The following is an 18,333-nucleotide window of genomic DNA, read 5'->3' as shown; positions in this document are numbered from 1 at the left end:
ACAAACCGATCTAAATTGATGGTGAGAATTTATGCTCAACTGGGATGACGAGATGACCGCCGTAACTCCCGCGAGCGGAGCGCAGCAGAACGCGATGCGCCCCTCCGCAGGAACGGTTGTCGGAATGCAGGCCGCAGCGCCTGTCTCTCATCAGGCGCGCGACATTTTCGAAGGCGATCTTGCGGTGGCACCGCAGGCATCGATCGCGCCCGCCGCTTCGGAAGCGCGGGTCAACGTCGCCGACAAACGCATCATCAACGGCCAGACTGACGTCAATCAGCTCGTGCCGTTCAAGTACAAGTGGGCGTGGGAGAAGTATCTGGCCGGTTGCGCGAACCACTGGATGCCGCAGGAAATCAACATGTCCCGCGACATCGCGCTGTGGAAGGATCCGAACGGGCTGACCGAAGACGAGCGGCGCATCGTGAAGCGCAACCTCGGCTTCTTCGTGACGGCCGACTCGCTCGCCGCGAACAACATCGTGCTCGGCACGTACCGCCACATCACGGCGCCCGAGTGTCGGCAGTTCCTGCTGCGCCAGGCGTTCGAAGAGGCGATCCACACGCACGCGTATCAATACATCGTCGAATCGCTCGGCCTCGACGAAGGCGAGATCTTCAACGCGTACCACGAGGTGGCGTCGATCCGCGCGAAGGACGAATTCCTGATCCCGTTCATCCACACGCTGACCGATCCGGCGTTCAAGACCGGCACGCTCGAAGCGGACCAGAAGCTGCTGAAGTCGCTGATCGTGTTCGCATGCGTGATGGAAGGCCTGTTCTTCTACGTCGGCTTCACGCAGATTCTCGCGCTCGGCCGGCAGAACAAGATGACGGGTGCTGCGGAGCAATATCAGTACATCCTGCGCGACGAGTCGATGCACTGCAACTTCGGCATCGACCTGATCAACCAGATCAAGCTCGAGAATCCGCACCTGTGGACCGCCGAGTTCCGCGCGGAGATTCGCGAGCTGTTCAAGCAGGCTGTCGATCTCGAATACCGCTACGCGGAGGACACGATGCCGCGCGGTGTGCTGGGTTTGAACGCGTCGATGTTCAAGAGCTATCTGCGCTTCATCTGCAACCGCCGTTGCCAGCAGATCGGCCTCGATCCGCTGTTCCCGAACGAGGAAAACCCGTTCCCGTGGATGAGCGAGATGATCGACCTGAAGAAGGAACGCAACTTCTTCGAGACGCGAGTGATCGAGTATCAGACGGGTGGCGCGCTGTCCTGGGAATGACCGGGGGCGCGTAGCCCGGGGTGCGTAGCCTGCGGCTGCGCCCCGTGAAGAAGATGGAGAAGCCGGCGGCCGGGAGGCCCCGGCACATGGTTTAGGAGCAAGAACGCCTGATGCAAAGCATGCCCGGCGCCGTGGCGGCGCAACACTATGACAGGCACTTTGCGAACCCTTCAGTGGGATGGGCAAACTTCCCTCCGGAAAAAGCGCGCGCTCATGTGAGCGTGCGCTTGGTCAAGCGTTGGGTGGCGGCGGCGCGATGCGCGCCGGCTGCCGACTTGATTTGGCGTGCGAGGCCCGATGGCCACGCGCGCCATACCGTATTCATTAGCGTAAGCGCGCGGTATCCGCGTACGCCGATGAATAGCCCGCTTCGAAGCGCGCGTCCTGACGGGCGTCAGCGGGAAGCGGGTTTTGACGAAGGGGTAGTTTGAACTGACTCCCATCTGAACCTGAAGGAGAACGACATGGCACTTGCCAAGAAGAAACCGGCTGCGAAGAAGGCCGCCGCGAAGAAAGCCGCTGCTCCGGCGAAGAAGGTCGCTGCGAAGAAGGTTGCCGCGAAGAAAGTCGCGGTGAAGAAGGTCGCCGCGAAGAAGGCCGCACCGGCCAAGAAGGTTGCCGCGAAGAAGGTTGCTGCCAAGAAGGTCGCCGCGAAGAAGGTTGCCGCGAAGAAAGTCGCGGTGAAGAAGGTCGCCGCGAAGAAGGCTGCACCGGCGAAGAAGGCCGCTGCGAAGAAGGTCGCCGCGAAGAAGGCGGCACCGGCGAAGAAGGCTGCTGCGAAGAAGGTCGCCGCGAAGAAGGCGGCACCGGCGAAGAAGGCCGCCGCGAAGAAGGCGGCGCCCGCGAAGAAGGCGGCTGCCAAGAAGGCGGCTGCGCCGAAGGCTGCCGCGACGAAGGCGGCTGCGCCGAAGGCTGCTGCGACGAAGGCCGCGCCCGCGAAGAAGGCGGCGGCGAAGAAGGCTGCGCCCGAGAAGAAGGCGGCTGCGCCGAAGAAGGCCGCCGCGAAGAAGGCTGCGCCCGCGACCACCGCATCGACGTCGACCGCATCGGTTGCGCCCGCATCGGGCGTGAAGACCGCGCTCAACCCGGCAGCGGCCTGGCCGTTCCCGACCGGCAGCCGTCCGTAATCCAGGACGGACGCTCGACCCGGACACGCACGCGCGTGTCCGAGGTTCGCTGCATCGCTCGCTCGATCCCGTCGCCATTGGCTGGTGACGGGATTTTTTTATGCGCGCGCTGCCGCGATGAACAAAAAAAACGCATGTGCAGCTTCGCACATGCGTTCGACCGCGGCTTGCGCCGCGCGCTGAGGATACCGGATCAGTGCGTGACGCGCGTGACGCCACCGCTCGACAGCAGACGGACGCGATCGCCGGCGCGGAACATTTCGCCGGACGCGGCCTGCGTGATCGAGCGCAGATCGCCGTTGTCGAGGCGCACGGTGATTTCGACGCCGTTCGCGTTGCTCAGGTTCTGGCCGACCGCGTTGCCCGCGACTGCGCCGACGAGGCCGCCCGCGATCGCCGTGAGCACCGAGCCCCGGCCGCCGCCGATCGCGCTGCCAGCGACCGCGCCGAGTGCGCCGCCGCCGAGCGTGCCGAGCGCGCTGCCGCCGCCGTCGGACTGGATCATGACCGCGCGGACGCTCTCGACCGTGCCCATCCGCACCGTTTGTTCGCGCTGCACCTGGCCGACGCCATAGACGTCCGCCGCGCCGGGCGGCGTGAAGCAGCCCGCGAGCGACAGCGTGGCGGTGAGCATCGCGCCGAGCGTGAGGGTCTTTTTAGTCAACATGTGTGCTCTCCAGCAAATATTTATTTGAGACTGTAGCCGAATGCAGCCTCGAAGCGCGCGTCGATGTCGGCGCGGGTCAGCGAGTAGGTTTGCGGACCCTGGTGGGCGATCTTGATCGAGCCCATCAGGCTCGCCAGGCGCCCCGTGGTGGCCCAGTCCAGGCCGTGCTCGATGCCGTACAGCAGGCCGCCGCGGAATGCGTCGCCGCAGCCGGTCGGATCGACGATGCGCTCCGCCGGGACGGCCGGAATCCGTTCTTCGCCGTTTCTATGAAGAATAGTCGCACCGTGCTCGCCGCGCGTGATGATGAACGCCTGAACCCGGCCGGCGATGTCCTGTTCGGTCCAGCCCGTCTTGTCGCTGACGAGCTTGCCTTCGTAGTCGTTGACCGCCACGTAGGTGGCAAGTTCAATGATGCGACGCAGCGTCGCGCCGTCGAACAGCGGCAGCCCCTGGCCCGGATCGAACACGAACGGCACGCCCGCGTGCGCGAACTGCTCCGCGTGCTGCACCATCCCGTCGAAGCCGTCCGGTGCGACGATGCCGAGTTTCACGCCCGGCACCGCGTCCGCGCGGTTCAGGTGCGACTGCATCATCGCGCCCGGGTGGAACGCGGTGATCTGGTTGTTGTCGAGATCGGTCGTGATCATCGCCTGCGCGCTGTGCGTATCGGGCAGTACGCGGATGCATTCCTTCGAAATCCCGAGGCTGTCGAGGCGCTCGAGGTAGCGGTCCGCGTCGAGCGCGCCGAGCGTCGCCATGATGCGCGCATCGCCGCCGAGCAGATGCAGCGCGTAGGCGATGTTGCCCGCGCAGCCGCCGAATTCGCGACGCATCGTCGGCACGAGGAAGCTCAGGTTGATCATGTGGACCTGGTCGGGCAGGATGTGCTCGCGAAAGCGGCCCTCGAAGGTCATGATGTTGTCGTAGGCGAGCGAGCCGCAGATCAGCGTAGCCAAGGCGTGCGTTCCTGTAGAGAGCGTGAAGGGGGGCCCCGAAGTGCGCGCGCCGCGCTCGAGGCGCGGCGCGTGGCACGTCGGGCGGCCGGAAATTACTTGAGGGCGGCCAGCGCGGCGTCGTAGTTCGGCTCGTCCTTGATCTCGCCGACCAGCTGCGCGTGCACGACCTTGTTCTGCTCGTCGAGCACGACGACCGCGCGCGCGGTCAGGCCGTCGAGCGGGCCGCTCGTCACGTCGACACCGTACGCGTTCGCGAACGCGCGGCCGCTGCGGAACGTCGACACGGTGACGACGTTCTCGAGGCCCTCGGTCGTGCAGAAGCGCGTCGCCGCGAACGGCAGGTCGGCCGACACGACGACCACGACGGTGTTCGCGAGCGACGATGCCGATTCGTTGAACTTGCGGGTCGACGTCGCGCACGTCGGCGTGTCGAGGCTCGGCACGATGTTCAGCACCTTGCGCTTGCCGGCGAAGCTGGCGAGCGTGACGTCGGCGAGATCCTTGCCGACCAGCGTGAAGTCGGGCGCTTGCGCGCCGACGGCCGGGAACGTGCCGGCGATGTCGATCGGGTTGCCACCCAGCGTAACTTTGCTCATGTTCGTGCTCCGAAGAGGCGCGCCGGAAGGGCGCGCGGTTGGTGACGGACGCGCGGCTCGCGCGTCACGGATAAAAAATCCTGACCAGAAAATGCGACGCGGGCTCGCCGCGCTTGTCGATGCGAACGCGCATCGTCTGCGTCTGGCCGGCGGGCAGGCCGGCGCCGATCGGCGTGCCGGGCGGCACGTAGTCGCTCGGCGCGAGCGCGCGTTTCACCATGATGTGATTCGTCGCGTCGTACAGCGTCAGCTCGATCCACGGATACGCGAGCGCGACGCCGTAGCGGTTCGATAGCGGCACCCTCAGCTCGAGCACGTGCGGGCCGTCGATCTGAAGCAGCGAAGCCGGCTCGACGCGCAGCCCGTCGATCGCGCGCGGCGGCGCGACCGTGCAGCCGAGCGGCGCGCACGCGAGCTCGAACCAGCGCTGCGTGACCGGGTAGTAGATCATCAGCGTCTCGCGCTGCCACCACGCGAGTTGCGCGACGAGCAGGATCGCGAGCGCCGCGGCGACCAGCGCGCCGACGAAGCTGCCGAGCAAGCTGCCCAGTCGCGAGCTCGGCGGCATGCGCGTTTCGCGCGTCACCGCGAACGGCGCGCTGTCGTTGGACGGTGCACGAACATCGGGCGGTGTGGCTGCGAGCGGTTCGGCGCCGGCGGAGAAGCGCGGTTCGCGGGCGTCGTCGGCGTCATGGGCGGGCGTGGCGGCTGCGGAGCGGGGCAGCGTGGGCTCCCGAGCGTCGAGCGTCGGCAATCTTGGGACGGCCGGCACGAAGAAGGTCGCGGGCGCCGTCTTCCTGGCGGATCCGGCCGGTTCCGGCTGCCGTGGCGCCGGATCGTGCTCGCCGCGCGCCGGCTGCCATGCCTCCCAGTCGCCGGCCCCGAAGTTCGCGTGCGCCGGGCTTCCGGCGGGCGGCTCGCCGACGAACACGCTCGCCGCCTGCGCCGGCCGGCTGGTGCCTTCGTCGGGGGCCGGGTCGGATCCCGCATTCCCGGTCGACTCCGGCTCGCCGATGCGCGACTCGGCCGCATTGAATACCTGCTGGCAGTGCCCGCACCGCACGAGCCCGCCGTGCGCCTCGAGCTGCGCCTGCTGCAGTCGGAACACGGTTTTGCAATGGGGGCAGCGCGTCGCGAGGAGCATGGTAGCCGGACAGCCAGCGGGCCTGAGTGATGGACAGCGCTATTCTAAAGGCTTTCGCGCCGGGTACCCGCGAGGCAGACCCAGCCTTCGTGCTCGCGCCAGACCGAGATGTCGACGTACTGCGCATAGACGGCCGCGACTTCGTCCGCCTGCCGCGCGAGCACGCCCGACAGCGCGATGCGCCCGCCCGGTTTCACCTTCGACGCGAGCATCGAAGCCATCAGCTTCAGCGGGTTCGACAGGATGTTCGCGACGACGATGTCGAATTCGCGGTCCGGGCAATCGTCCGGCAGGCCGTAGGTGACGTCGGCGTGGTTGCGCGCGCTGTTCTGCCGCGCCGATTCGACCGCCTGCGGATCGATGTCGATGCCGATGACCGGGTTCGCGCCGCACTTCTTCGCGAGGATCGCGAGGATGCCGGAGCCGCAGCCGTAATCGAGCACCGACTGGCCGGGCTTGACCGACTGCTCGAGCCATTCCATGCAGAGGCGCGTCGTCGGGTGGCTGCCGGTGCCGAACGCCAGGCCCGGGTCGAGCTCGAGCACGAGCGCATTCGGATCGGGCGCATCGTGCCACGACGGCACGACCCAGATGCGTTCGCCGATCGGGATCGGTTCGAACTGCGACTGCGTGAGCCGCACCCAATCCTGCTCCTCGACCTCGCGGACGTCGAACGCGGGCGCGTCGGCGAGTCCGATTTCGTTCGCGGCCGCCGCGAGCAGCACCGCGGGCTCCGCGTCCGGCGACAGCAGCGCGATCACGCGCGAATGCTGCCACGCGGTGCGTTCCGGCGTGAGGCCCGGTTCGCCGAAGAGCGGCTGCTCGTCCGGCGTGTCCGCGTCGGCGTCCTCGACGGATACCGACAGCGCGCCCAGCTCGAGCAGTGCGTCGGACAGGCTTTCCGCGTGTTCGCGGGCCAGCTCGACGATGAGTTCGCGATAGCTCATGCGTTACGCTTCTTCCGATGCGACCTGTTTGCGCTGCTCGAGACGGTTCTCGAGATAGTGGATGCTCGTGCCGCCTTCGACGAAATTCGCGTCGATCATCAACTCGCGGTGCAGCGGGATGTTGGTCTGGATTCCTTCGACGACCATCTCCGACAGCGCGATGCGCATCCGGCTGATCGCCTGTTCGCGCGTCGCGCCGTACGTGATCAGCTTGCCGATCATCGAATCATAGTTCGGCGGCACGAAATAGCCGTTGTACGCGTGCGAATCGACGCGCACGCCCGGGCCGCCGGGCGTGTGCCACGACGTGATCCGGCCCGGCGACGGCGTGAACTTGAACGGATCTTCCGCGTTGATCCGGCACTCGATCGCGTGTCCGCGGAACTGGATGTCGCGCTGGCGCAGCGTGATCCGTTCGCCGGCCGCGATGCGGATCTGTTCCTGCACGATGTCGATGCCGGTGATCAGCTCGGACACCGGGTGCTCGACCTGCACGCGCGTGTTCATTTCGATGAAGTAGAACTCGCCGTTCTCGTACAGGAACTCGAACGTGCCCGCGCCGAGATAGCCGAACTTCTTGCACGCGTCCGCGCAACGGTCGCCGATCCGGTCGATCAGGCGGCGCGCGATGCCCGGCGCCGGTGCTTCCTCGATCACCTTCTGGTGGCGGCGCTGCATCGAGCAGTCGCGCTCGCCGAGCCAGATCGCGTTCTTGAACGCGTCCGACAGCACCTGGATCTCGATGTGGCGCGGGTTCTCGAGAAACTTCTCCATGTAGACCTGCGGGTTGCCGAACGCGCGGCCCGCTTCCTCGCGGGTCATGTTGACCGCGTTCACGAGCGCCGCCTCGGTGTGCACGACGCGCATCCCGCGCCCGCCGCCGCCGCCCGCTGCCTTGATGATCACCGGATAGCCGATTGCGCGCGCAATCTTCACGATCTCCTTCGGATCGTCCGGCAACGCACCGTCCGAGCCCGGCACGCACGGCACGCCGGTCTTGATCATCGTCTGCTTCGCTGTGACTTTGTCGCCCATCAGGCGGATCGTCTCCGGGCGCGGGCCGATGAACGTGAAGCCCGATTGCTCGACGCGCTCCGCAAAGTCCGCGTTTTCGGACAGGAAGCCGTAGCCGGGGTGGATCGCCTCGGCGTCGGTGACTTCCGCCGCGCTGATCAGCGCGGGCATGTTCAGGTAGCTGAGGTTCGACGGCGCGGGTCCGATGCAGACCGCTTCGTCCGCGAGCTTCACGTACTTGGCTTCCTTGTCGGCTTCCGAGTAGACGACCACCGTCTTGACGCCGAGCTCGCGGCACGCGCGCTGAATGCGCAGCGCGATTTCACCGCGATTGGCAATGAGGATTTTTTCAAACATAGCGAGTATTCGTCTCTTCGAGGGGCACGCGCGGCGCGCCTGCGGAGAAGCGGCGCGCGGCCGGGGAGCCGAGCGGCGGGCTTTAGCCGATCACGTACAGCGGCTGGCCGTATTCGACGGCCTGGCCGTTCTCGACGAGGATTTCCTTGATCACGCCGGCCTTGTCCGATTCGATCTCGTTCAACAGCTTCATCGCCTCGATGATGCAGAGCGTCTGGCCTTCCTTGACCGTGTCGCCGACCTGGACGAACGGGTCCGCACCCGGCGACGGCGCGCGATAGAACGTGCCGACCATCGGCGACGTGACGACATGGCCTTGCGGCGCGGCCGGTGCGGGTGCTGCGCCGCCTGCCGCCGGCGCGGACGCCGAGGCTTCGGTCGGCAGCGCGACGGTCTGCGCGGGCATGCTCATCTGCGGCGCGTAACCGGGCGCCGACTGAACGTACACGGGCGGCGCGTTCTTGACGATGCGTACCTTGCCTTCGCCTTCCGTGACTTCGAGTTCGGAAATGCCCGATTCGGAGACGAGGTCGATCAGAGTTTTGAGCTTGCGAAGATCCATCGGGAGTTCCCCTTTCAATGCGTGAAGGCGCCGAGCGCCAAATTCTGGACGTGATCAGCCGCGGGACGCGCCCTGCAGCTTGTCGAGCGCGTAATCGAGCGCGTAGAGATAGCCTTTCCAGCCGAGTCCGCAGATGACGCCGTCGGCCTGATCGGAAAAGTAGGAGTGGTGCCTGAACGATTCGCGGCGATGCACGTTCGACAGATGGATTTCGACGAACGGGATGCCGACGCCGGCGAGTGCGTCCCGGATCGCGACACTCGTGTGCGTGTACGCGGCGGGATTGATCAGGACGAAGTCGGTTTTTTCGTCCCGCGCGGCCTGGATGCGATCGACGAGCGCACCTTCATGGTTGCTCTGGAACGACGTCAGCTCGGCGCCCGCTTCCTGCGCGCGCGCGGCGAGCGCCTGATCGATCTGCGCGAGCGTCACGCGGCCGTAGACTTCCGGTTCCCGGGTGCCGAGAAGGTTCAGGTTGGGGCCGTGCAGCACCAGCAATCGTGTCATGGTCGCTTCTATTTCTGCGGAATTGCGCGCACTTTAGCGCTATTTAGAGAATTTTGTCTAGTTTTGCCAAACGGCTAACGTCGCGCGGCCGGTAAGAATTGCATGCCCGTTCGCAAAGTATCCGCGAATTCACGCGAAATTGCGGCGATCGCGGTTCAAGTTACCGGCAACGTGCGGTGTGCGCAACCCGCGTTTCAGAGCGCGTCGAGCGTCTTTTTCAGCTCGGCCGGCTCGATTTCTCCCAATTTTGTCTCGCGAATTTTGCCATTCTCGTCGATCACGACCGTAAAAGGCAGCGCGCCGGCCGTATTTCCGAAATTACGGGCCAGATCCGCGCCCGCGTAGCCGCTGACGAAGATCGGATAGTCGACCTTCACCTTCTGCAGGAACGTCTTCACGTTCTGGTCGGAGTCGACGCCGAGCCCGACGAAGCGGATGCCTTTCTTCGCGTACTCGTGCGACAGCGCGACGAGCTCCGGCATTTCCTTCACGCACGGGCCGCACCACGACGCCCAGAAGTTCACGACGATTTTCTGTCCCTTGAACGACGCGAGTGTCTGCGGCTTGCCGTCGACGTCGGTCACGTCCGCGGACCACAGCGCGTCGACCGCGTCGACGCGGGTGGCGGCGGCGGTTTCGGTGTCGGCGGTCGGCGCGCCGGCATCGCCGTGCATCCAGTGTCCAGTGGCGAGGCCGCCGATCACGGCGGCCGCCGCGACCGCGGCGAACGCCAGCCAATGTTTCGTGTTCATCATTGAATCAGGTCTGTTCGGAAGAGGGGGCCGCCGCCGTCGCCGTGGCCACGAGCGCGCGCAGCGCGGCCGCATCGGCGCGCGCGAGGCGCCCGCGCGCATCGGCCTTCACGGCGCCGCGCAGGTCGTCGCGCGCGTACAGCGCGACGTGGATGCCGACCGGCTCGGCATCTCGCCGGCCGCGCCACAGGAAGCTCAGCGTTTCGACGTCGTCGCGGCCCGCGAAGTGCCGGGTTTCCGACACGTCGTACTGGACGTTCTGGTTCAGCAGATAGATCGCGACGTCCTTCTGATTGTCGGTGAACATCTGCAGATGGACGTCCGAATGCGCGTTCGCGGTGCCGTTCAGCACCGCGCCCGTCACGTACGGATTGAACTCGGCGAGGCGCTCCATCCAGTCGAGCGCGACTTCGCGCAGCCGGCGCAGCTCGGCGGGCTGCGTGTCGCTCTGGAACAGCGCGAGGTATTCGCGCAGTTCTTCTTCGATCTGATCGTTATCCGGCAGCCATTCGCCGGCAACGCGCGTGTCGCCGAGCACCTGGCGCGCCGCCTTGCGCTTCGCGCCGGCGTAGTCCAGGCCGTCCTCGGCGATGAGGCGGGCGGCGGTCAGCGCGATTTCCTCGCGGACGCGCCGCGGATCGAATAAGGGTTTGCGGGACATGGTGCGGCAATCATACTCGATCGGCGCGCGGCGGCTCGCTTCAGCCCCGGCTGCGGCGGGCCGTCAGTTACAATGACGCCTTTGTGCCGCGGCGACGAGCGCCGGCCGCGCGGGTTGCCCGGCGCGCCGCGGACGGGGCCGGGCGCGCGCATGTCCCGCGTCGGCGGCCCCGGGCTTTCCTCCACCCGATTCGACGGCGCCCGGCGGCGCGAAAGCATCTTATGCACATCCACATTCTTGGCATCTGCGGCACCTTCATGGGCGGTCTGGCCGTTCTCGCGCGCGCGGCGGGGCATACGGTCACCGGCTGCGACGCGGGCGTCTATCCGCCGATGAGCACGCAGCTCGAGGCGCAGGGCATCCGGCTGATCGAAGGCTACGGCGCCGAGCAGGTCGACCTGAAGCCGGACCTGTTCGTGATCGGCAACGTCGTGTCGCGCGGCAATCCGCTGATGGAGGCGATCCTCGATCGCGGCCTGCCGTACGTGTCGGGTCCGCAGTGGCTCGGCGAGCACGTGCTCGCCGGCAAGTGGGTGCTCGCGGTCGCGGGCACCCATGGCAAGACGACGACGTCGTCGATGCTCACGTGGCTGCTCGAGGACGCCGACCTGAATCCCGGCTTCCTGATCGGCGGCGTGCCGCTCAATTTCGGCGTGTCCGCGCGGCTCACCGATTCGAGCTTCTTCGTGATCGAGGCCGACGAATACGACACCGCGTTCTTCGACAAGCGCTCGAAGTTCGTCCATTACCGGCCGCGCACCGCGGTGCTGAACAACCTCGAATACGATCACGCGGACATTTTCCCGGATCTTGCCGCGATCGAGACGCAATTCCATCATCTCGTGCGCACCGTGCCCGGCGTCGGGCGGCTCGTGTCGAACGGCCGCGAAGATTCGCTCGAGCGCGTGCTGTCGCGCGGCTGCTGGAGCGAGGTCGAGCGCTTCGGCGTCGACGGCGGCTGGCAGGCGCTGCCCGCCGAGGACGGCGTGCCGGTCGACGAGCGCTTCGCGGTGTACTGGCGCGGCGAGCGCGTCGGCGAAGTCGCGTGGCAGGTGCAGGGCGAGCACAACCGGATGAACGCGCTCGCCGCGATCGCGGCCGCGCGCCACGTCGGCGTGCCGCCCGCGCAGGCGGCCGCGTCGCTCGCATCGTTCCGCAACGTGAAGCGGCGAATGGAAGTGCGCGGCAGCGTGCGCGGCGTGACCGTCTACGACGACTTCGCGCACCATCCGACCGCGATCGAAACCACAATTGCGGGCCTTCGCGCGCGCATCGGCCGTCAAAATACCCGCATCCTCGCAGTTCTCGAGCCGCGCTCGAACACGATGAAGCTCGGCACGATGAAGGCGCAATTGCCCGCCAGCGTCGCGGACGCCGATCTCGTGTTCGGCTACGGCGCGCCTTCGGGCCGCGACGCACTCGGCTGGAGCCTCGCCGATGCGCTCGCGCCGCTCGGCGGCAAGGCGCATGCGTACGACGACCTGCATCTGCTCGTGAAGGCGGTGTCGGCCGCCGCGCGGCCGGGCGACCACGTGCTCGTGATGAGCAACGGTGGCTTCGGCGGCGTGCACCAGAAGCTGCTCGACGCGCTTGGCGCCGACGGCGGGAGCCGCGCGTGATCCTCTATCTGCACGGCTTCCGGTCGTCGCCGCAGTCGTTCAAGTCGCGATTGCTCGCGGCGCGGCTTGCTGAGCTCGGCCGGACCGGCGAATGGCGCTGCCCGACGCTGTCGGTGTCGCCGCTCGACGCGATCGCCGCGGCCGAAGCCATCGTCGGGGGCGCGCGCGACGTGACCGTCGTCGGCAGCTCGCTCGGTGGCTATTACGCGACCTGGCTCGCGGAGAAGCACGGCTGGCGGGCAGTGCTGCTGAATCCGGCGACCGCGCCGCAGCGCGACCTGAAGCAGTATCTCGGCGAGCAGCCGCTGTGGCATGGAGGCGGTTCGATCACCGTCGAGCCGCATCATCTCGACGAGTTGAACGCGTTGCGCGTGCCGGCGATCTCGCGGCCGCAGCGCTACTATCTGCTCGCGGCGACGGGCGACGAAGTGCTCGACTACCGCGAGATGCTCGCGCATTACCCGGGCGCGAGGACGCGCGTGATCGCCGGTAGCGATCACGGCATCAGTGAATTTGCCGACTACATCGACGACGTTCTCGCTTTTTGCGACGAAAAGGCGATGTGAGCCGGTCACGGGAATCATCGAACAACATCAACGCGCGCTGCCGTCCGGCGATGGCGCCGCGCAGCCTGAACGAGAGTATTGAGTGAACGTTTTCTTCGAGGAATCAGGCAGTTTCAAGGCGGGCAGCGTGCTGTCGCGCCAGGGCGACGCGTTCCAGGTCGAGTTGCCCGGCGGGCGGCGCGCGAAGGTGCGCGCGAAGGATGTGCTGATCGAATTCGACTCGCCCGCCGCGGGTGAACTGATGCAGCGGGCCGACGAGGCCGCGCAGCAGATCGATCTCGAATTCCTGTGGGAATGCGCGCCCACCGACGAGTTCGCGTATGCGACGCTCGCCGACGAGTATTTCGGCGCATCGTACGGCCCGGTCGAGCGTGCGGCGCTCGTGCTCCGTCTGCACGGCTCGCCGGTCTACTTCCGCCGGAAGGGCCGCGGGCAGTACCAGCGCGCGCCCGAGGAGCAGCTCAAGATGGCGCTTGCGTCGCTCGAGCGCAAGCGCCAGCAGGCGCTCGTGCAGGCGCAGTACGAAGAGGAGCTGAAGGCGGGCAAGCTGCCCGACGCGTTCGCCGGCAAGGCGCTCGGCCTCCTGACGAAGCCCGACAAGCAATCGATCGAATACAAGGCGCTCGAGGCGGCCGCCGCCGCGCGCGGCGTGTCGCCCGCGCGGCTGATGCTCGACTGCGGCGGCATCGCGTCCGCTCGCGCGCTGCACGAGGCGCGTTTCCTCGCCGAATTTTTCCCGCACGGCACCGGCTTTCCGGCGGTCGAAGTCGGGGCGTTGCCCGATGATCTGCCGCGCGCGGACGTCAATGCGTTCTCGATCGACGACATCACGACGACCGAAATCGACGATGCGTTCTCGGTCGAGCATCTGCCGGACGGCCGTGTGCGGATCGGCATCCACATCGCGGCGCCGGCGCTCGGCATCGTACGCGGCGACGCGGTCGACGCGATCGCGCGCGAGCGGCTGTCGACGGTCTACATGCCCGGCGACAAGATCACGATGCTGCCCGACAACGTCGTCGACGTGTTCACGCTCGGCGAAGGCGATTATCGTCCGGCATTGTCGCTCTACATCATCGTTAATCGCGAAACACAGGAGATCGTCGCGAACGAGACGCGCGCCGAGCACGTGTTCGTGAAGAGCAACCTGCGGCACAACACGCTCGACGAGCTCGTGACCGAGGAAACGCTCGCGAACGGCAGCGGCGACTATCCGCACAAGGCCGACATCGCGGTGCTGTGGCCGCTCGCGCAGGCGCTGTTCGAGAAGCGCCAGCAGGCGCGCGCCGGTTATGGGCTCAGGCGCGAAGTGCAGCGCAACACCGACTTCAATTTCTACGTCGACGGCGAGCACGTGACGATCACGCCGCGCCGGCGCGGCTCGCCGCTCGACCTGATCGTGTCGGAACTCGCGATCCTCGCGAACTCGACGTGGGGCGCGTTCCTGCACGACCACACGGTGCCGGGCATCTACCGCACGCAGCGCGGCTTCGGCGTGCCGAACGGCCCGAAGCGCACGCGGATGCAGACGAGCGCCGCGCCGCACGAGGGCCTGGGCGTTCCGCAGTATGCGTGGAGCACGTCGCCGCTGCGCCGCTACGTCGACCTCGTGAACCAGTGGCAGTTGCTCGCGTGCGTGCAGCACGGCGTGACCGCGAAGCTCGCGGCGCCGTTCAAGCCGAAGGACGCGGATCTGTACGCGGTCGTGCAGGGCTTCGACGATACCTATTCGGCCTATGCGGATCACCAGCGGCGGATGGAATACTTCTGGTGTCTGCGCTGGCTGCGTCAGGAGGGTAGGAAGCAGGTGGCCGCGACGGTCGTGAAGGCCGATCTCGTGCGCCTCGAGGAAGTGCCGCTGCTGCTGCACGTGCCGGCGCTCGGCGTCCATGCGCGCGGCACGCGCGTGCTGCTCGACGTGATGTCGATCGACGAATTGACGGTCGAGGCGTCGGTGCGGCTGCTGCATGTGCTCGATGCGCCGGTCGTGGCTGGCGGCGAAGCGGAAGCCGATGACGACGAAGGCGCCGACGACGTGCTGATCGACGCGGACGACGCATCCGCGGAGTCGGAGGCCGAGGCGCTGGCGGAGGCGCCCGACGAAGCCGCGTCGGGCGACACGACGCCGGGCGGCGAGAGTGGCGAGAGTGGCGATGGGGCCCCCGCCGCGCAGAATAACGAGGACAACGAGGAGGAGCGCGCATCATGACGAACCCGGCCACGCCGGTGCAGGGGCCGGACCGCTACGTCGTGTTCGGCAATCCGATTGCGCACAGCAAGTCGCCGTTCATTCACGCGCGGTTTGCCGCGCAGACGGGCGAGCGGATCGTCTACGACCACCGGCTCGCGCCGCTCGACGGCTTCGCGCCTGCCGTGCGCGCATTCATCGCCGAGGGCGGGCGCGGCGCGAACGTGACGGTGCCGTTCAAGCTCGACGCGCACGCGCTCGCCGACACGCTGTCGCCGCGCGCGGCGGCCGCGGGCGCGGTGAACACGCTGCGCTTCGACGCTGACGGCCGGATCCATGGCGACAACACCGACGGCGTCGGCCTCGTGCGCGACATCGAAACGAATCTCGGCGTGCCGCTCGCGGGCACGCGGATCCTGCTGCTCGGCGCGGGCGGTGCCGCGCGCGGTGTCGTGCTGCCGATTCTCGATCGCGCGCCGCTGTCGATCACGATCGCGAACCGCACCGCGAGCAAGGCCGAGGAACTCGTCGGCCAGTTCATGCAGGCCGCGCACGACGCGGGCTGTGCGCTGGCGGGTGGCGGCGCGGAAGTGGTGCGCGCCGAGCCGTACGACGTGATCGTCAACGCGACCGCCGGCAGCCTCGATGCCGCGCTGCCCGACTGCGATCCGGCCGCGTTCGGCGCGAGCACGCTCGCGTACGACATGATGTACGGCGCGCAGCCGACCGTCTTCATGCAGCACGCGGCATCGCTCGGCGCGCGCGCCGCGGACGGGCTCGGGATGCTCGTCGAGCAGGCGGCCGAGTCGTTCTTCGTATGGCGCGGCGTGCGGCCCGACGGCGCGCCGGTGCTGGCCGCGCTGCGACAGGCGCTGGCGTCGCATTGAGCGTGTCGACGCGCCAGCAGACGGTCGCGGGCGGCGAGCGCCGCGCGCGCGAGGTTGGCGCTGTGCGGTGGATCGTCTATGCGTCGCTCGTGTTCGCGGGCGCGTGGCTCGCGACGCAGCTCTTCTATTTCGTGCAGATCGGCATCTGGTCGGTCGTGAATCCCGGCTCGACCGCGTTCATGCGCGCCGACGCCTGGCGCCTCGCGCGCGAAACGCCGACCGCACCGATTCAGCATCAATGGATGCCGTACGACCAGATCTCGCGCAATCTGAAGCGCGCGATCATCGCGTCGGAAGACGCGAACTTCGTGACGAACAACGGCTACGAAGTCGACGCGATCCTGCAGGCCTGGGAGAAGAACAAGGCGAAAGGGCGCATCGTCGCGGGCGGCTCGACGATCACGCAGCAACTCGCGCGCAACCTGTTCCTGTCGCGCGAGAAGAGCTATATCCGCAAGGGGCAGGAACTGATCATCACGTGGATGCTCGAGACGCTGCTCGACAAGGAACGGATCTTCGAGATTTATCTGAACTCGGTCGAGTGGGGGCGGGGCGTGTACGGTGCCGAGGCCGCCGCGCGTTACTACTACCGGATTCCGGCGAGCCGGCTCGGCGCGTGGCAGTCCGCGCGTCTGGCGGTGATGCTGCCGAAACCCCGCTATTTCGACGCGCATCGCGGCACCGCGTATCAGGCGCAGCGCGCGGCGATCATCGCGCACCGGATGGGCGCGGCGGAGTTGCCGGCGTCGCAGTGATTGGCCGTCCAGTGCGCGTTTTTCATGACAGCCTGATCCGGCACAGCCTGCATTACTTCGATGCCAGCATCACGACCAGGTTTTGCCGCATCGGGTACGTCTGCGCGACGGTGCCGATCGCTCGATCGAGTTTGTCGAAGGCGGCTCGGCCCCGGGCGTAGAGCGCTTGTTCATGCTCGTTGTCGGCGAATGCTGCCCGGACCTCCGGGCTCGCATATTCGTAATCGTCGGATGTCGGCCTGTCGGTGGCTGCGCCGATCATGATCGTGTCGTTCTGAAACAGTGCGATGTCGCGGGCGCCGGTGCCAATGAACAGATCGGGCAGACGGGCGCCAATATCGTGGTCAACGCATTTCTCCCGGCGTAAGTAAGCGTGATAGTGAGACCAGAAGCGGATGACATCGATATGCGATTTGTCGAAACCTAGCCGCGCCATTTCGAATACCTGCGTTCTATTGAGGAGATTGACAGGTTCGACGATCAATAGCGTGCCGCCGGGGCGAACGACACGCACCATTTCGCGGGCGACCGCTGCCGGATCTTCGCAATGCATCAGCAACGTCTGGCAGGTCACTATGTCGATCGAATCGTTCTCCAGCGGAATGGAGGCGGCGTCAGCGCGGATGGGGGTGAAGGTTTTTGCGCCGGGGTGTCGTCGGAAGCGCTGTTCGGCGTCTTCGAGCCAACAAGCTTCCCTGTCGATGCCATACAGCATCGCTGCGTGATCCAGTTGACTGGCAATCGCGTCCAACCAATGACCCTGCCCGGTACCGATGTCCGCAATGGCGCTGGGCCGCGTGGCGCCGGCACGCTCCAGAAGCAGGCGAATGGAGTCGGCGCGCCACCAGCCGTACCGGTTGTCATCGAGATATTGATGTGAATGGGGCGGGGGCGATGTTTCTTTCATTGCCGTACGCATTGCGCTTGCGAGTAGCACGTCACTAGCGACATAACCGAATTCTTAATGGTCATGATTGCGGGCCGGATAGTGCCGAAGCGATCTCGGGAAGGAAGATCTCGAGGATGACAAGGAATATTTGCATCGCAAGAAATGTTGAATTTCTCGATACTCGATGCGGAGATGATGTTGTTTAGTGGCGCGGTCATGCCAGTTCTCCGTTGCAAGAATCGGTGGATATAGCGCGTGCGATTTGACTGAGGAACGGCGTAGTCCAATGTAGAGGGAAATCTTTCAAATTTCTATCAGACTTGTCTGAAAATTGAAGGGCGGTCGACTTCGCCCATGACGCCGTTCCTCGAGTCGACGGCAGCCGGACAGTCATCAAGTTGGAGGTCGGCGATGGCGGGTGGACGCTCACATCCGCAGAGCCTATCCGGAACCTTGTGTGTGAGGCATAAACTGATGGCCAAGGAGCCACTTTATGCCACGCAAACGCAAGGAAGAAGTGACGATTGAACCGGGCAAGGGCTTGAACCTTGACCCGGAGCTGATCAAGCAACTGGTGCCCGGGACGCTGGACCGGGCGACGATCAACGAGCAGCTTGCCGCGCTCAAGAAGGCGATCTTCGAGCGCGCACTGGGCGGCGAGTTGGCCCACCACCTGGGCTACGAGAAGGGCGAAGCCAAGCCGGCTGGCAGTACAAACCACCGCAACGGCACGAGCCGCAAGCGCGTTGCGACCGGCGACGACCTGCTCGACGTCGAGATTCCCCGCGACCGCGAAGGGACGTTCGATCCGGTGCTGATTGCCAAAGGCGAGCGGCGCTTCACCGGGTTCGACGACAAGATCATCGCGATGTACGCGCGCGGCATGAGCGTGCGGG

Annotated in this window: 20 protein-coding genes; 9 read left to right on the top strand and 11 right to left on the bottom strand. The window is 66.5% G+C overall.

The annotated features are described in order from the left end of the window. Positions 1-31 precede the first annotated feature (31 nt). The 3 genes from HZI36_RS22545 (at position 32) to HZI36_RS22540 (ending at position 2,367) form a co-directional block, all read left to right on the top strand. Positions 32-1,240 (top strand): ribonucleotide-diphosphate reductase subunit beta, encoded by a 1,209-nt coding sequence (locus HZI36_RS22545; protein WP_179404891.1) that lies wholly within the window; start codon positions 32-34, stop codon positions 1,238-1,240. Between the two features lie 110 nt (positions 1,241-1,350). Continuing rightward, positions 1,351-1,671 (top strand): hypothetical protein, encoded by a 321-nt coding sequence (locus HZI36_RS27070; protein WP_246327182.1) that lies wholly within the window; start codon positions 1,351-1,353, stop codon positions 1,669-1,671. Positions 1,672-1,704: 33 nt separating this feature from the next. Continuing rightward, entirely contained in the window at positions 1,705-2,367 is a 663-nt protein-coding gene (locus HZI36_RS22540) for a histone H1-like DNA-binding protein (protein ID WP_179404890.1), read from the top strand. A gap of 193 nt (positions 2,368-2,560) precedes the next feature. Here the strand turns inward: HZI36_RS22540 and HZI36_RS22535 are convergent, their stop codons facing one another. The 10 genes from HZI36_RS22535 to HZI36_RS22490 all read right to left on the bottom strand — a co-directional run bounded on the left by HZI36_RS22535 (position 2,561) and on the right by HZI36_RS22490 (position 10,533). Then, entirely contained in the window at positions 2,561-3,034 is a 474-nt protein-coding gene (locus tag HZI36_RS22535; protein ID WP_179404889.1) for an outer membrane lipoprotein, read from the bottom strand. Positions 3,035-3,054: 20 nt separating this feature from the next. After that, positions 3,055-3,993 carry a carbohydrate kinase family protein gene (locus HZI36_RS22530; protein WP_179404888.1) on the bottom strand — a complete coding sequence of 313 codons (939 nt, stop codon included), beginning with the start codon at positions 3,991-3,993 and terminating at the stop codon, positions 3,055-3,057. A gap of 92 nt (positions 3,994-4,085) precedes the next feature. Further along, complete coding sequence (gene tpx, locus HZI36_RS22525; protein WP_179404887.1) at positions 4,086-4,589, bottom strand: thiol peroxidase; 504 nt, start codon at positions 4,587-4,589, stop codon at positions 4,086-4,088. A 64-nt stretch (positions 4,590-4,653) separates the two neighbouring features. Then, positions 4,654-5,733: a DUF3426 domain-containing protein gene (locus tag HZI36_RS22520; protein WP_179404886.1), complete on the bottom strand. Its 1,080-nt coding sequence runs from the start codon at positions 5,731-5,733 to the stop codon at positions 4,654-4,656. A gap of 44 nt (positions 5,734-5,777) precedes the next feature. Beyond that, positions 5,778-6,680 (bottom strand): 50S ribosomal protein L11 methyltransferase, encoded by a 903-nt coding sequence (gene prmA, locus HZI36_RS22515; protein ID WP_179404885.1) that lies wholly within the window; start codon positions 6,678-6,680, stop codon positions 5,778-5,780. A gap of 3 nt (positions 6,681-6,683) precedes the next feature. Continuing rightward, a complete protein-coding gene (gene accC, locus HZI36_RS22510; RefSeq protein ID WP_179404884.1) occupies positions 6,684-8,051 on the bottom strand; it encodes an acetyl-CoA carboxylase biotin carboxylase subunit in 1,368 nt (455 codons plus the stop codon). Between the two features lie 82 nt (positions 8,052-8,133). After that, a complete protein-coding gene (gene accB, locus HZI36_RS22505) occupies positions 8,134-8,613 on the bottom strand; it encodes an acetyl-CoA carboxylase biotin carboxyl carrier protein (RefSeq protein ID WP_179404883.1) in 480 nt (159 codons plus the stop codon). Positions 8,614-8,667: 54 nt separating this feature from the next. Further along, on the bottom strand, positions 8,668-9,120 hold the full coding sequence (gene aroQ / locus HZI36_RS22500; RefSeq protein ID WP_179404882.1) for a type II 3-dehydroquinate dehydratase: 453 nt from the start codon (positions 9,118-9,120) through the stop codon (positions 8,668-8,670). Between the two features lie 194 nt (positions 9,121-9,314). Further along, positions 9,315-9,872 (bottom strand): TlpA family protein disulfide reductase, encoded by a 558-nt coding sequence (locus HZI36_RS22495; protein ID WP_179404881.1) that lies wholly within the window; start codon positions 9,870-9,872, stop codon positions 9,315-9,317. Positions 9,873-9,879: 7 nt separating this feature from the next. After that, positions 9,880-10,533 carry a UDP-N-acetylmuramate--alanine ligase gene (locus HZI36_RS22490; RefSeq protein WP_179404880.1) on the bottom strand — a complete coding sequence of 218 codons (654 nt, stop codon included), beginning with the start codon at positions 10,531-10,533 and terminating at the stop codon, positions 9,880-9,882. A 188-nt stretch (positions 10,534-10,721) separates the two neighbouring features. On the opposite strand from HZI36_RS22490, the gene mpl reads away from it, so the two are divergent. The 5 genes from mpl (at position 10,722) to mtgA (ending at position 16,548) form a co-directional block, all read left to right on the top strand. Next, positions 10,722-12,152, top strand: coding sequence for a UDP-N-acetylmuramate:L-alanyl-gamma-D-glutamyl-meso-diaminopimelate ligase (mpl, locus tag HZI36_RS22485; RefSeq protein ID WP_425485287.1), 1,431 nt, complete (start codon positions 10,722-10,724; stop codon positions 12,150-12,152). Beyond that, positions 12,149-12,718, top strand: coding sequence for a YqiA/YcfP family alpha/beta fold hydrolase (locus tag HZI36_RS22480; RefSeq protein ID WP_179404878.1), 570 nt, complete (start codon positions 12,149-12,151; stop codon positions 12,716-12,718). Before mpl ends, HZI36_RS22480 begins: the two co-directional genes overlap by 4 nt. 82 nt (positions 12,719-12,800) lie before the next feature. Continuing rightward, positions 12,801-14,927, top strand: a complete 2,127-nt coding sequence (locus HZI36_RS22475; protein WP_179404877.1) for an RNB domain-containing ribonuclease — start codon at positions 12,801-12,803, stop codon at positions 14,925-14,927. Further along, the gene (gene aroE, locus HZI36_RS22470) at positions 14,924-15,793 is read left to right on the top strand and encodes a shikimate dehydrogenase (RefSeq protein ID WP_179404876.1); all 870 of its coding nucleotides are present in this window, start codon (positions 14,924-14,926) and stop codon (positions 15,791-15,793) included. The genes HZI36_RS22475 and aroE overlap by 4 nt, the downstream gene beginning before the upstream one ends. Positions 15,794-15,795: 2 nt before the next feature. Further along, positions 15,796-16,548, top strand: coding sequence for a monofunctional biosynthetic peptidoglycan transglycosylase (gene mtgA, locus HZI36_RS22465; RefSeq protein ID WP_425485286.1), 753 nt, complete (start codon positions 15,796-15,798; stop codon positions 16,546-16,548). Between the two features lie 52 nt (positions 16,549-16,600). Here the strand turns inward: mtgA and HZI36_RS22460 are convergent, their stop codons facing one another. Beyond that, on the bottom strand, positions 16,601-17,455 hold the full coding sequence (locus tag HZI36_RS22460) for a class I SAM-dependent methyltransferase (RefSeq protein WP_179404874.1): 855 nt from the start codon (positions 17,453-17,455) through the stop codon (positions 16,601-16,603). 499 nt (positions 17,456-17,954) lie between these two features. Between HZI36_RS22460 and HZI36_RS22455 the strand changes: the two genes are divergently transcribed. Beyond that, positions 17,955-18,333, top strand: a 379-nt coding sequence (locus HZI36_RS22455) for a transposase (RefSeq protein ID WP_179404937.1), incomplete at its 3' end; no start/stop codon positions are given.

The sequence above is a fragment of the Burkholderia guangdongensis genome, from assembly GCF_013403875.1.
GTDB lineage: Bacteria > Pseudomonadota > Gammaproteobacteria > Burkholderiales > Burkholderiaceae > Burkholderia > Burkholderia guangdongensis.
The sequence above is the reverse complement of the archived record's forward strand: the minus strand, read 5'-3'. Positions and strand labels throughout refer to the sequence as shown.

Coding starts and splice junctions, on each gene's coding strand:
- HZI36_RS22545 (WP_179404891.1), top strand. CDS start 32: ATGCTCAACTGGGATGACGAGATGACCGCCGTAACTCCCGCGAGCGGA.
- HZI36_RS27070 (WP_246327182.1), top strand. CDS start 1,351: ATGCAAAGCATGCCCGGCGCCGTGGCGGCGCAACACTATGACAGGCAC.
- HZI36_RS22540 (WP_179404890.1), top strand. CDS start 1,705: ATGGCACTTGCCAAGAAGAAACCGGCTGCGAAGAAGGCCGCCGCGAAG.
- HZI36_RS22535 (WP_179404889.1), bottom strand. CDS start 3,034: ATGTTGACTAAAAAGACCCTCACGCTCGGCGCGATGCTCACCGCCACG.
- tpx (WP_179404887.1), bottom strand. CDS start 4,589: ATGAGCAAAGTTACGCTGGGTGGCAACCCGATCGACATCGCCGGCACG.
- HZI36_RS22520 (WP_179404886.1), bottom strand. CDS start 5,733: ATGCTCCTCGCGACGCGCTGCCCCCATTGCAAAACCGTGTTCCGACTG.
- prmA (WP_179404885.1), bottom strand. CDS start 6,680: ATGAGCTATCGCGAACTCATCGTCGAGCTGGCCCGCGAACACGCGGAA.
- accC (WP_179404884.1), bottom strand. CDS start 8,051: ATGTTTGAAAAAATCCTCATTGCCAATCGCGGTGAAATCGCGCTGCGC.
- accB (WP_179404883.1), bottom strand. CDS start 8,613: ATGGATCTTCGCAAGCTCAAAACTCTGATCGACCTCGTCTCCGAATCG.
- aroQ (WP_179404882.1), bottom strand. CDS start 9,120: ATGACACGATTGCTGGTGCTGCACGGCCCCAACCTGAACCTTCTCGGC.
- HZI36_RS22495 (WP_179404881.1), bottom strand. CDS start 9,872: ATGAACACGAAACATTGGCTGGCGTTCGCCGCGGTCGCGGCGGCCGCC.
- HZI36_RS22490 (WP_179404880.1), bottom strand. CDS start 10,533: ATGTCCCGCAAACCCTTATTCGATCCGCGGCGCGTCCGCGAGGAAATC.
- aroE (WP_179404876.1), top strand. CDS start 14,924: ATGACGAACCCGGCCACGCCGGTGCAGGGGCCGGACCGCTACGTCGTG.
- HZI36_RS22460 (WP_179404874.1), bottom strand. CDS start 17,455: ATGAAAGAAACATCGCCCCCGCCCCATTCACATCAATATCTCGATGAC.